General features: G+C 47.6%; 10 protein-coding genes. 2 read left to right on the forward strand and 8 right to left on the reverse strand.

The features are described from left to right. The first annotated feature begins 723 nt into the window (after positions 1 to 723). Both V512_RS04710 and V512_RS04715 read left to right on the forward strand, forming a co-directional pair. The gene (locus tag V512_RS04710; protein WP_099829308.1) at positions 724 to 1062 is read left to right on the forward strand and encodes a ferritin-like domain-containing protein; all 339 of its coding nucleotides are present in this window, start codon (positions 724 to 726) and stop codon (positions 1060 to 1062) included. Between the two features lie 11 nt (positions 1063 to 1073). After that, positions 1074 to 1865, forward strand: a complete 792-nt coding sequence (locus V512_RS04715) for a family 1 encapsulin nanocompartment shell protein (protein ID WP_099829309.1) — start codon at positions 1074 to 1076, stop codon at positions 1863 to 1865. Positions 1866 to 1919: 54 nt separating this feature from the next. Here the strand turns inward: V512_RS04715 and ileS are convergent, their stop codons facing one another. The 8 genes from ileS to fdrA form a co-directional block, all read right to left on the reverse strand. Further along, positions 1920 to 5063 carry an isoleucine--tRNA ligase gene (gene ileS, locus V512_RS04720; RefSeq protein WP_099829310.1) on the reverse strand — a complete coding sequence of 1048 codons (3144 nt, stop codon included), beginning with the start codon at positions 5061 to 5063 and terminating at the stop codon, positions 1920 to 1922. Positions 5064 to 5418: 355 nt separating this feature from the next. After that, on the reverse strand, positions 5419 to 7833 hold the full coding sequence (locus V512_RS04725; RefSeq protein WP_099829311.1) for a xanthine dehydrogenase family protein molybdopterin-binding subunit: 2415 nt from the start codon (positions 7831 to 7833) through the stop codon (positions 5419 to 5421). Further along, positions 7820 to 8323: a (2Fe-2S)-binding protein gene (locus tag V512_RS04730; RefSeq protein WP_099829312.1), complete on the reverse strand. Its 504-nt coding sequence runs from the start codon at positions 8321 to 8323 to the stop codon at positions 7820 to 7822. The genes V512_RS04725 and V512_RS04730 overlap by 14 nt, the downstream gene beginning before the upstream one ends. Continuing rightward, the gene (locus tag V512_RS04735; protein ID WP_099829313.1) at positions 8320 to 9195 is read right to left on the reverse strand and encodes a xanthine dehydrogenase family protein subunit M; all 876 of its coding nucleotides are present in this window, start codon (positions 9193 to 9195) and stop codon (positions 8320 to 8322) included. Before V512_RS04735 ends, V512_RS04730 begins: the two co-directional genes overlap by 4 nt. Positions 9196 to 9221: 26 nt before the next feature. Beyond that, positions 9222 to 10013 carry a cyclase family protein gene (locus V512_RS04740; protein WP_099829314.1) on the reverse strand — a complete coding sequence of 264 codons (792 nt, stop codon included), beginning with the start codon at positions 10011 to 10013 and terminating at the stop codon, positions 9222 to 9224. Between the two features lie 12 nt (positions 10014 to 10025). Beyond that, entirely contained in the window at positions 10026 to 11291 is a 1266-nt protein-coding gene (locus tag V512_RS04745; protein WP_099829315.1) for a DUF1116 domain-containing protein, read from the reverse strand. Continuing rightward, complete coding sequence (locus V512_RS04750) at positions 11275 to 11454, reverse strand: hypothetical protein (RefSeq protein WP_099829316.1); 180 nt, start codon at positions 11452 to 11454, stop codon at positions 11275 to 11277. Before V512_RS04750 ends, V512_RS04745 begins: the two co-directional genes overlap by 17 nt. A gap of 2 nt (positions 11455 to 11456) precedes the next feature. Then, positions 11457 to 12989, reverse strand: coding sequence for an acyl-CoA synthetase FdrA (gene fdrA, locus V512_RS04755; RefSeq protein ID WP_099829317.1), 1533 nt, complete (start codon positions 12987 to 12989; stop codon positions 11457 to 11459). Between the last annotated feature and the right edge of the window lie 88 nt (positions 12990 to 13077).

Here is a 13077-nt window from a genome sequence, read left to right on the forward strand (position 1 = left end):
AAGGGAGTCTTTCCTACGGATACTTCTCTCTTAAAGATGGCTTATCTAGCAATAATAAATATAACAAAGAAATGGACAGTAAGAACCCTTGAATGGTCAAAGATCCTAACTCAACTTGTGATAAAGTATGAAAGATTAGCTAAGTACATAAGCTGATTCTTAAACCCATTACAAAAAAGGGGTTTACACAAAAAAAGAGACAGAACCGATCTTGATCTTCTTACCTCTAGCCTCATTCCCCTTACCTCTGATCCGCCTCGTCGTCGTCGATTGCCCAAGAACGAAGATCAGGTACTCGCTCCGGAACGAAGAACCGATTATCCTCGGAGAGCGGAGAACCGTTCAACGGTCAACCAGGTTCTCTTGCTCTTTCCTACCACGAACCCGCAACCGCCAACCCCGGCTTTTGCTTTTTCTTACAACTTGCACCTTGGAACTTGCAACTGATGCTTTTCTCGGCAAACGGTGAACCGTTCAACGGTCAACCAGGTTCTCTCGTTCTTTCCTACCACGAACCCGCTACCCCCAACCCCGTTCTTATGCTTTTTCTTACAACTTGCATCTTGGAACTTGCAACTGAGCGGCTCTTCCAGCGTTCAGCGGGTCCTCGTTCTTAAGCGTACAGCGGCTCTTAACCGACAGGCTTGCTATGTTACAATTTAAATTATGATAAAATAGTTTGTATAGTATGGAGTACACGATAGTTTAGAAGGAGGCGTGCAAATGAGCAATTATCACGAACCGTTTGAAAAGCTTAGCGAAAAGGCAAAAGACATTTCCAGAGCTCTCAACAGCCTCAAGGAAGAGATCGAGGCAGTTGACTGGTACAACCAGAGAGTCGATGTTTCGGATGACCCTGAACTCAAGGCAGTCATGGCTCACAACAGAGATGAAGAGATAGAACATGCGTGTATGACTCTTGAATGGCTCAGAAGAAATATGGACGGATGGGATGAGGAATTAAAGACATATCTGTTCACGAATGCCCCGATAACCGAAGTTGAAGAAGCCGGTGAAGGTTCTTCCGGAAATGGCGGTCTCAACATCGGAAAGATGAAATAGGAGGGATTGCGATGGACCTTTTCAAGAGACAATTGGCCCCGTTATCAAGCGAGGCATGGGAAGAGATAAACGAGAGAGCAAAGCAAGTACTCAAGAGCTACCTATCGGCAAGAAAGATCGTCAACGTTGTTGGACCTAAGGGCTGGGAATACTCTTTCCTGCCCGAAGGAAGAGTGATGCTCCTGGATAGAGAAGGTGAAATCGGGGTGGGTTTGAGAAAGGCAAAACCTCTAATAGAGGCTAGAATCCCGTTCAAGCTGGTTCGGTGGCAGATGGATGATATAGAAAGAGGCGCAAAGGATTCAGATCTTGCACCTCTTGAAGATGCGGTTAAGCAAATCGCGCTCTTTGAAGAGAGAGTCATCTATAACGGCTACGAAAAGGCTTCAGTCGAGGGAATCGTTGAAGCTATCGAAAACGACCCCATTCCTCTCGGATCGAAGCCAAATGAAATCATTGAGTCTTTGTCTAGAGCAGTCCAGGTTCTGAAAGACAACTTCACTGACGGACCGTTTGTCCTTGTGGTCAATCCAGATACTATGTCTATGCTGAACTCACATGTTTCCGGTTATCCTCTGGTGAAGAGAATCGAGTCCTTCCTGGGAAGTGAGATTGTGGTCAGCAGAGTGTTGAAAGATGCGCTTCTTCTGCCGAAGGATCACGAAGATCTTGAGATGGTAATCGGCGGAGATTTCGAAATCGGTTATCAAAGCAGCACAGACGATGAGGTAGAGCTCTTCATAACGGAATCATTTACTTTCAGAGTTCTTGATCCGGCGATCATAGTAAAGCTCACTGTCTGATTTACATTCCAATAAGAGACCGGGAGCATGAAGCTCCCGGTTTTTTTCATATGTCTAGACTCTCTCTACCTTGATTCTGGTGTTGTAACCATTTAGGTTCCATTCGGTCCCGGTATCGAGTCCCTCCTGGAAATTGACGCTGTTTGAAAGCGTCTCTTCTTTTATGTAATCACTGAATGTCTCTATTGCTTCTACAAGAGCATCGGGCCCGAAGTAAGCTACAGTGATTCTATCTGTAATCTCAAAGTCGGCTTCTTTTCTCATTGTCTGTATCTTCGAAACCATTTCTCTTGCAAGCCCTTCCTGCAGAAGATCGGGAGTGAGTTCGGTATCGAGAATGACAAAGTTGTCGTTGCTCATCTCGAAAGTAAAGCCTTCCAGTTCCTGTATTCTTATGTCCAGATCCTCTTCCGTCAGATCGAAGAGCCTTCCGTTAGCTTCAACGGAGATCTTACCGTCGTGTTTGACTCTTGCGACAACCTCAGAAGGTTTCATTAACCTTAGGGCATTGCCGATCGACTTGAGATCTTTGCCGAACTTAGGACCCATAACTCTGAAATTCGGCTTGACTTCATAGTTCACATAGTCTCCCAGCTCTTCAATGTATTCTATGTTCTTGACGTTGATCTCTTCGAGGATCAGCTCGCGCATTGACTCGACGATCTTTCTTATATTCCCGTCCACTAGAATCTTCGGCAGAGGTTGCCTGACCTTTATCTGGACCTTGTTTCTACATGCTCTACCCAGTGTCACAATGTCCATGACTGTGGCCATTCTCTTTTCGAGTTCAGGCTCGATCAAGCTCTCGTCGGCAACCGGATACAGTTCCAGATGCACAGACTCCTTTTCCTTGTGGGTAAGGTTTCTGAAAATCTCTTCGGCCGTGAAAGGTGCAATTGGCGCCATGAGTTTTGCGATGGTCAGCAGTACTTCATAAAGCGTGAGATAGGCTGCCTTCTTGCTGTTGTCGAGTTCGCTGGTCCAGTATCTGTCTCGTGTCCTTCTCACATACCAGTTAGAGACTTCCTCGACGACAAAGTCCTGAATCGCTCTCACTGATTTCGTAAGATCATAATTGTTCAGAAGCTCTGTCACTTCCTTTACCAGAGTGTTCAGTCTGGACATTATCCATCTGTCAACCTCTTCCCTTTCAGGAACAGGCAAGTCGAAATTCGCAGGGTCAACGTCGTCAACATTTGCGTACATTGTGAAGAATGAGAATACACTATGCAGGGTTCCAAAGAACTTGCTGTAAGTGTCCTTCACTCCGTCCTCATCGAACTTTGTGGGAACCCATGGTGGCGAGACGGCCAGCAGATACCATCTGAGTGTATCTGCACCGTACTTCTCGATTATCTCCGACGGATCAACAGTATTTCCCTTTGACTTCGACATCTTCTGACCGGTCCTGTCTAGAACCAGATTGTTAACCAGAACGTTCTTGTAAGGAGACTGGCCAAAGAGGAATGCAGAAATCGACATAAGGGAGTAGAACCAGCCTCTAGTCTGATCTATACCTTCGCAGATGAAATCTGCTGGAAATAGCTCTCCCATGAAATTGTCTTTGTTCTCGAATGGATAGTGATGCTGGGCCACTGGCATTGCCCCTGAATCAAACCAGCAGTCAATGACCTCAGGGGTCCTAGTCATCTGTCCACCACATTCGCATCTTAAATGAACGTCATCTACATATGGGCGGTGAAGCTCGATATCTTCTGATATGTTCTCGACTGCTCTCTCTGCCAGTTCCTTTCGTGATCCAACCGAAGTCAACTTGCCACATTCATCGCACTTCCAGATGTTTAAAGGAGTTCCCCAGTATCTATCTCTCGAAAGGGCCCAATCTACCATGTTTTCGAGCCAGTTACCGAAGCGGCCCTCCCCAACAAACTTTGGGTACCAGTTCACGGAGTTGTTCACTTCGATCATTTTATCTCTATACTCTGTAGTCTTTATGTACCACGACTTTCTTGCGTAGTAGAGAAGCGGCGTATCGCATCTCCAGCAGAACGGGTAGGAGTGGGTCAAACGCTCCTTTTTGAATAACAGATTCCTCTCCTTCAGATAGCGAACAATGAGTGGATCGGCATCCCTTACAAACATCCCTGCCCACGGTGTCACTTCTTCTGTTATCTTACCTTCCTTGTCGACAAGCTGGAGAAGCGGGAGATTGAATTTCCTTCCGAGTATGTTGTCATCTTCTCCAAAGGCAGGAGCCATATGCACTATACCCGAGCCGTCTTCAAGAGAGACAAAGTCCCCGTAGACAACAAAGAATGCCTTCTTGTCTACGCTGGCAAAGGGGATCAGCTGTTCATACTCGAGATTGACAAGATCTTTGCCTTTGAGTTCTTCAATAACCTTGTAATTGCCTTCTTCACCGAACAAAGCACTGAGGCGCTCCTTGACCAGGTAGTAATATTCGACTTCGCCGGTATCCAGCATCGCTTCAACCTTTACGTAGTTGAATCTGGGATTCACTGCTAGAGCAACGTTAGAAGGAAGCGTCCATGGAGTCGTCGTCCATACTATGAAGTACTCGTTTTCCTTTCCTTTCAGTCGGAACTTCGCGTATATAGAGTCAATAGTCTCATCTCTATAGCCCTGAGCAACCTCGTGAGAAGCGAGGGGAGTACCGCATCGCGGACAATATGGCATTATTTTGTGGCCCTCATATATGTAGTCTTTGTCAAAGTACTGCTTAAGGATCCACCAGACAGATTCTATATAGTCGTTGTCCATCGTTATATACGGGTGCTCCATATCTATCCAGTAACCGATTCTCTCTGTCATTTTCTTCCACTGACTTTCGTACTTCCAGACGGATTCTTTGCACTTGTGATTGAACTTCTCTATGCCAAAGTCCTCAATCTCCTGCTTCGAAGAGAAGCCCAGCTGCTTTTCAACTTCGATCTCCACAGGAAGACCATGCGTGTCCCAGCCGGCCTTTCGCTTCACCTTGTATCCTTGCATCGTTTTGAAGCGACAGACTGCATCCTTCAACGTTCTCGAAATTACATGATGAATTCCGGGCATACCGTTGGCAGTAGGCGGACCCTCGAAAAAAACAAACTCGGGACTCCCCTCCCTAACAGTGACACTTCTGTTCGCTAGATCATCTTGCCTCCAATAGGAGAGTACTTCTTCTTCTCTATCAGCTGCAGGGCGTCTAAGGTCTACTTCTTCAAACCTTGGCATACTTCGTCTCCTCCTGTCTTGAAGTATTCGTCGAATAATGTAGTTCAATTATGAGGGTATCTGTCAATTTTTGCTTTAAGAATAGAAAAACTTGAAGAGTGCCTGTGAAGAGACTGGGCAGGCAATCTGTCCTAGAAAAGCGTCTTACTCTGTAATCCCCGGCTCTGAAGTTGTACCAGGCATAGATTTCTTCTCCTTCTCAACGGTTATAGCCGCTTATAGATAATATAATACAATACATTTCAAACTTGTCAAGCAAAATCGACAACCAGAAATCTAAACGAAGCATCCGCGCAGGGCGGATGCTTCAATGAATTGGAGATTGTTTCGATCTCTTACAAAATACGCTCTTATTTCACCATTCCTTCTTTGCTCGCTCATAAGCCAGATCAAGAGCATAAGGCCATTCCCAGAAATCAGTCTCACCTTTATCTTTAGCTTTCAAAGCCTTGTAAACTCTTTCTCTGCTGAGCGGGTAACTGTGAATTCTCATACCAGTCGCCCTGAACAATGCGTTGTTTGTTGCCGGTGCAGGGGCTATCATCGAGTGTTCACCGACTCCGCGGTTTCCGTAAGGTGAAATCTCTTCTGGTGTCTCTTCCCAGAAAGCGTCGATCTCACCTGGAATATCCTTTATCGTGGCAATCTTGTAATCCGTGAAGTCTGGAGTGAGTAATCTTCCATATTCATCGTAGATCATAGCTTCCATTAGACAGGCAGAAAGACCCTGAACTGTTCCTCCTTCAATCTGACCTTTGATGTTTATTGGAGTGATAGCTTTGCCGACATCGTAACCCGCACAAACTTTGTTTATAATGATTCTCCCAGTCGCAGGGTCTACTTCCAAATCTATTCCCACTGCGCCAAGAGTGAAGTGAACGACACTCTTGGGAGACTGCCCGGTGTCTGGATCGGGATAGATCAAGTCAGGCGGTGTAAATGAGCCGCTTCCGATTATTGGGCCGCCCTTCAGAATTCCGTCTGGCATTTTGAAACCGTTCTGAACTCTTTCGTCAATCCTTTCGCTCTTGCCAAGTTTGTGACACTTAACGACTCCATGCTCTATGCTTATCGTCTCGACAGGCGTCTGCCAGTATTCGGAGAAAAGAGCGAGGAGCTTCTCTCTTAGCTCGCTTGCAGCTAGCTTTACCGCCATGCCCATCGACCAGCAGGATCTGCTTGCTACAGTTTGCCAGTCGTAAGGATGGCTCTGTGTATCTGGATAGTAGACCTTTATCCAATCATAAGGAATCCCGAGTTCTTCGGAGACTATCTGAGCATAAGCGCTATACGTTCCCTGACCCATATCCATTGTGGCGGCAAGAACTTCAACCGTTCCGTCTCCGTTGAGTTTGACAATGGCTGATGAAGAAGCGTCGGCGGGAATTGCAGGCGCCTTTATTGCCAGCGCGATTCCCTTCCCTCTCTTCCAGCCCTTTCTTATTGGAGGCTCTTCTTTGAGGACATCTATGCTCTTTGCAACCTTGTCGATTATTTTGTCGAGAGCATGGTCATGCATTGGCATTCCGGTACAGGTAGTCTGCCCCTTCTTCAAAAGGTTCTTCTTTCTGAACTCAACTGGATCTATGTTCAGTTTGTGAGCGACTATATCAACCACGACTTCAAGTGCGCTCATTAGCTCCGGCAAACCGAACCCTCTGTAAGCACCTCCAAATGGCTTGTTTGTGTAAACTGCATAGCAGTCCGACCAGACGTTCGGAATATTGTAAGCTCCCATTGATGTGTAACCGGCGCTTCTAACCGGGTTTGCTCCATATTCGGCAGAGATTCCCGTGTCAAACCAGAATGTGTGGCGTATACCCTGCATCAGGCCGTCTTCACTGACTGCAAGCTCGATTCTAGCCACAAATCCCTGGCGGACCCACGAGGTCAAGAGGACTTCTTCTCTTGGTATGAAAAGCTTTACAGGCCTTCCTTTCAGATCCTCATCCATAGCTGCTGCAAGGCAGAGAGCCTCGATAGTCATCCCTGCCTTCCCTCCGAAGCCGCCGCCTATCGGAGGCGCGATCACCCGAATCTTGTTCAGTGGATACTTTATCCCCTTGGCGATTATGTCTCTTACTGTGAAGGCGGACTGCGCCGAGGTCCAGATCATTATCTCTCCAGATGCGGGATCTTGCTTGCAAATTGAGCACAGCGTTTCAATATAACCATGAGCAATCTGAGGACACGTAATCGTCTCTTCAAAGACGTGAGCCGCATTCTTGAAGGCCGCTTCGGTATCTCCTTTTCTTATCCTGAACCAGTTGGCAATATTGGTATTTGGCTGAGGAGTAATGAAGTCTACGTGCTCGTATTTGTGGAGGTCGGGATGAACAAGCACTGAATTTGTGGTAGCTGCCTTAACCGGATCGAAGATAGCTTCGAGCTCTTTGTATGTTACTTTAACCTTCTTGACCCCTTCTCTCGCGGCCTGCTCGGTTTCGGCAACAACTAGCGCAACGGGCTCTCCAACATATCTTGCTCTCCCAATTGCCATGGGCGTTCTATCCTTTAGATATAGACCGAAGTGATGTGGAAAGTCTTCTCCAATCAGGACTTTAAGTACACCGGGAATCTCCAGCGCCTCTGAATAATCGATTTTCAGAATCTCTCCGTGTGCTACAGAAGAGCGTACGACCGCTGCGTGAAGCAGTTCGGGACCGAACCTGAGGTCATCGGTAAATTGAAGTGTGCCCTCCGCCTTCTCGAGATCATACTTTCTTGGCAACCACTTCCCAATTCCGGTCTTTGTCTTAATCGTCTTCACGCAACTCACCTCCTTTAACCTTTCCGGAAAGAATGGCGGCACTTTTCTTGACCGCCCGGATAATCGAGAGATAACCCGTGCATCTGCAGATATTTCCCGAGAGAGCTTCTTTTATCTCTTCCTCAGAAGGAGACGGATTCTTCTTGAGCAATGCATAGGTTGTCATGACCATCCCCGGAGTACAGTAACCGCACTGTATTGCGCCTTCATCTACGAAGGCCTGCTGAATCGGATGAAGCCTGCCTTTTTTGACAAGCCCTTCTACTGTTAGCACTTCCGCACCCTCGGCTTCTCGCGCAAGGACAAGACAAGACTTTTGAGGAAGTCCATTTATGATAACCGTGCATGCTCCGCACTCTCCCTCTTCGCAGCCTCGCTTCAGGCTTGTAACACCGTATTCTCTCAAAGCATTGAGAAGGGTCGTTCTGTCCTCGACTATCAAGGTGGCTTTTCGGCCGTTGAGTGTCAGAGTTACATGCTTGTCTTTCATCTGCGAACACCTTCTTCCACGGGACCTTCCAGACAACAAGAAATCGCCCTGCTCGTCAGTTCGGCAATCATGTCGATCCTGTATTCTCTGGATGCTCTCACGTCCGTAATGGGATCAACAGCTCCAGCTGCAAGCTCTGCGGCTCGTTTGATAACCCCGTCATCTATATTACCGGAAGAATTGAGGAGTTTTTCCGCCTCCGTCGCTCTCAGCGGTCTGGGAGATACGGCACAGAAGGCAATCCTGAACTCCCTGTTATCCCCCTTGAAGAGCGTACAACAGACGGCTGCCTGAGCTATATCCAGAGCCTCTCTTCTGATTGCTTTGAGATAGCAACCACTTGTTTCAACTACGGGTATGGCGATTCTTATTCCTGTCACAACCTCGTCGACTGCCAGGGAGGTCTTCTTGGGTCCGATTATGAATTCGGATACCGGGACGTTTCGGGTGCCGTTTGATCCTGTGATTTCAACTTTGGCGTCATAGCATACTAGAGGAGCTATCATATCTCCGGAAGGAACCGCAGCACAGACGTTGCCTATAACGGTTGCACGATTCCTTATCAGTGGATCCGAGTGCGCCCTGCAAGCCTGCACCAGCGCAGGGAAGTAACGTTTCATTGAGCTGTCTTCTATAATCTCACTAAGAGTCACGAGCGCCCTGATTTCCACATTGTCCTCGTTTATCGTTATTCCTTTTAGCTGCTCGATTCCCGTTAGGTCGATTATATAGTCCGGCTCCTTTATGGATTTATGTAGCCAGACAATAACGTCAGTACCGCCGCTCTTGATTATGGCATTCTTTCCATGACGTCCAAGTGCATCCAGGACCTCGGAAAGTGAGCGCGGCCTTTCCAGAACGAAGTCACGCATCCATATCGCCACTCTTTCGTTTGGATTTATTCCTCTTCGTCGAACGCAACTATTCTACTTATACAAGACTCTCCGCCGACAAATCTCCACGGGAAGCACCCGATAACCATTCTCTTGTTCAATATTTTGTCTATCTCTCCACCAACGTTCTCGGCGTGAATAATGTCGTATGGGAAGAGAAGCACATGCATAAGCTGGTAGTCCTCGTCGGGGAAGATCTCTTGAAGGGACTTACCATACTTCTTCTGCATATAGCGGTCACACTCTTTCGCCTGAACAGGCATCCAGTCACGGATCTTTGTATTCATTGGATGGTCGGCAGAACCGCAGTCAACTCCTATCCACTTTATCTTCTTCTTTTTGCACCACTCGGCAAACTCTCTTGTCGGCCCAGGGTGTTTGATCATGTATCTTACTTCGTCTGCCTCCGGCTGGTCGTAAGCGTACTTGTGATACCCTGTGTTGATGATAAGGATGTCGCCTTCTCTTACTTCCACTCTTTCTTCTATGTCCTTTGATGTGTAGATCCCGTAATCCTCTGCAATGTCCGAGAGATCAACGATAACTCCTGGCGCAACGAGTTCGTCCAGAGGTATGCTTGCGATGTCTCTACCATGAGTGCAAAAGTGCAGCGAACCATCCAGATGGGTCCCGACATGGTTAGAGTGAGTAAGAAGTTGACCGTTCGCACCGTTTGGAGCCAACCTCTTGAAGAATTTGATCTGAAGCGGCTCATAAGTTGGCCATGGTGGTGTCAGATGACTGATCGGTTGAGATAACTCGTAAATCTTGATCTTGTCCCAGTTTTTCGGTATCATACTCTTCCTCCTTTATTTGGAATATTTCTCGACGAACGCTTCCGCTGCCTTTACAAAAGCTTCAGAAGGCATCCTAACAATTCCGGCACCCACCTGCCCTTTACCGGCCTCTCTGTGAGCTGCGCCTGTATCCAGGATAGGAGTGATGCCTGTCTCCACAACTCTGATTAGATCAATTCCTGTGGGAGTTCCACGGAAGTTCAGTGCGGGAATTGTGAAGTGCTTGTTTTCTCCTATACAGATTTCATACATCTCCTTTGTGTAGTTCACCGCATCTTGAGGCGTACCTCCAACAAACTGGACGATCGCAGGGGCCGCAGCCAGGGCAAAACCACCTAAGCCGTAAGTCTCCATAATCGCACTGTCTCCTATGTCTCGATTGACATCCTCCCTTGTGAAACCAGGGAAGAGCAAGACATCCGGCAAGGCCGCCTGGCAGGTGAACCATTTGTTCTTCATTCCGGCGACCTGGATCCCGAAGTCTGTACCGTTGCGAGCCATTATGGTGAGCATACTCGATCCTTCGACGTAACCAACACTGTCGAGCGAGACCTTTGCCGCCGCCATACCGGGATTAAGAAAGAAATGATCATTTCCCGCCACAAATTTAACAACTCTGGAGAGATCAGGGTTGCTCCCCTCCGCATCAATCATAGAAGGTACGAGGGTACGAATGAGAAGTGAAGTAGCTGCCCTGTTTCGGTTATGAAGCTCATCCCCCATGTGTAGAGACTGAGATATAAGACTCTTAAGGTTAAGACCCCCGTTATCGCTCACGAATTTCCGGACCCCGCTTCTCAAGACAGGATACAGAACTTCTCGCATCCAGTTCAGTCTCTCAATAACCTCTTCACTGAACGCTCCCATTCGCAAGACCTTACCGAGTCCCTCGTTCAGCGTTGCATAGCTCCTCTTTCCAGAATTCTTTTCCTCAATGATCCAAACCGGCAGGTTAGGGGATATTATCCCTGCCATTGGGCCGACAGCGTTATGATGATGGCAAGGTTCAAATGAGATATTTCCTTTCGAAGCAAACTCCCTTGCTTTCTCCGGAGTTTCGGCCCAGCCTTCATAAAGGATCGCGCCGGTCACGGCACCTATCATAGGTCCCGACATTCTGTCCCAGGTTATTGGCGGTCCTGCATGAAGTATCATCTTCTCTTTGAAGTCCGGAATAACATCTTTTGCCATGCCGAGATCTACAATATGGGGCTCGGCTTTCAGAAGCCTTTCAAATGCGATGGAGTTTGCCGTTTCAATACTATTCAACTTCCTCACCTCTTAACTTTCTCAATTTATCCATCAGTGAGCTCTTCGCAAGAGGAGGTCTCCAGTTGACCTTCACTGCAGGTACCTCCTGATCCTGAAGATCGAGATAGAATCTTTCCATTCCAAGATTAACTACTTTCGGACCATAATCGAGTAGATCTTTGAAGGACATAGTCAACGCTCCTTTCTCGAAACTAAACTGGCAGCCAGAAGAGCTGCTCTTGCATTGCTCTCGCAGACTATAACACCTGCTTCCTCCAACAGAGTCCTCTGCCTGCCAAGATCTTGAGGATCCCCGTCGGTCCCGCAGACATAAGCTATATATATCGGTTTCGTTTCTCTATTTACAGACTTGATTGCCTCAACAACATCGAACGAAGGATTATCAGCACTTCCATACCCGAGGACAACATCGAAAAGGATGACAGCTACCGAACGGTCTTCAGATTGCTGTTTCACCTGTTCGGCCCTGAAGGATGGGTCTATCATGGGGTGTAATCTCCCTTGAGTGAACTCGTCTTCGCCGTAGTCGATGAATGAGTGTCCGACAGGTTTCAAGCTGTTCTCCAGTTTGAGATCTTCCCTCAACGGAGCATTTCCGTAGATTGGATTTATGTGTGCCTGAGCTATATACTGCGCTTCGTAACAGAGAGTGCCGCCAGTGAAAAGCCCTCTTACATATTTTCCATGAACCGCGCTTACGGATCTCTTTTCGGCCAACTTCACGTACTCTGCCTTCAACTTATCTCGAGCCATAGAAACGTCTCTGCCTTTTATAAGGGCCTCGGCCACAACTGCGCACTCTTCAAGTTCCGTAGTGTAGAAGAGTTTGTCTTCATCTTTTCTAGGATCATCTCCCATAAAGCAAATCACGCTCTTCTTTTGTGTTTCTTTGAGGCAAGCCAGAATCTTCTCTCTTACTTCCGGCGCAGGAGGCTTCCCTATGGCTACAATCAGCGAAATGTCGGGATCTTTTGCCAGTTCTCGTATGCCTCTCAGGAATGATATTCCTCCAACTGACTTCTTCACATCTCTGCCTCCGGTTCCAATTCCATGCTTGACGCCAACATCCCGGCGGCAGAGCTGCACCATGACTTCTTGAAGACCGGTGCCTGATGCCGCCACAATTCCAACCGAACCTGTGGGGCACACGTTAGAAAAGGCAAGTCCTTTCCCATTGATAACAGCTGTACCACAATCCGGGCCCATTACGATTAGATCGTTGTTCTCCGCGAAACGTTTAAGTTCAATCTCATCTTCAACTGTGACGTTGTCGGAGTAAAGCATTACGTTCAAACCGTTCTTGAGGGCCTTCATAGCCTCTGCTGCTGCATATCTACCGGGCAGAGAAATGAGAGCAAGATTGCTTTCGGGAAGTACAGAGAGAGCTCCCTGAAGAGTTGCCGGTGAATACTCGGTGTCCTTCTCTTCCTTCTTCCAGGGAGGCGAGGCAAGATAGGAACGGGCCCTTTCGAAGATGTCCTCTATCCCTTCTCTTTCGTAGTCGATTCCGATCAGCAGATCGTCGGGTGAAAGCAAACCCGTGTCTACTTCGAACCCGGCCGCTCTCATGATGGTTATGTTTGCCTCTGTTGCCATATTCAGCGAAGCATCTGTGACTCCCTCAATCTTCTTAAGCTCCTTAGCCACAAGCATCAGAGTGACGCTATCGTAGTATTCGCCTTTCACGACCTCGATTCTCTTCATTTGAACCTCCACAAGCAACAAAGGTAATACAAGAAAATCCCCGTTGCTCCGACTTGATTCCGAAACCTATCGATACCGATAGAACGAT

Origin of the sequence: Mesotoga sp. Brook.08.105.5.1, assembly GCF_002752635.1 — a bacterium.
In the GTDB taxonomy this organism is placed as follows: domain Bacteria; phylum Thermotogota; class Thermotogae; order Petrotogales; family Kosmotogaceae; genus Mesotoga.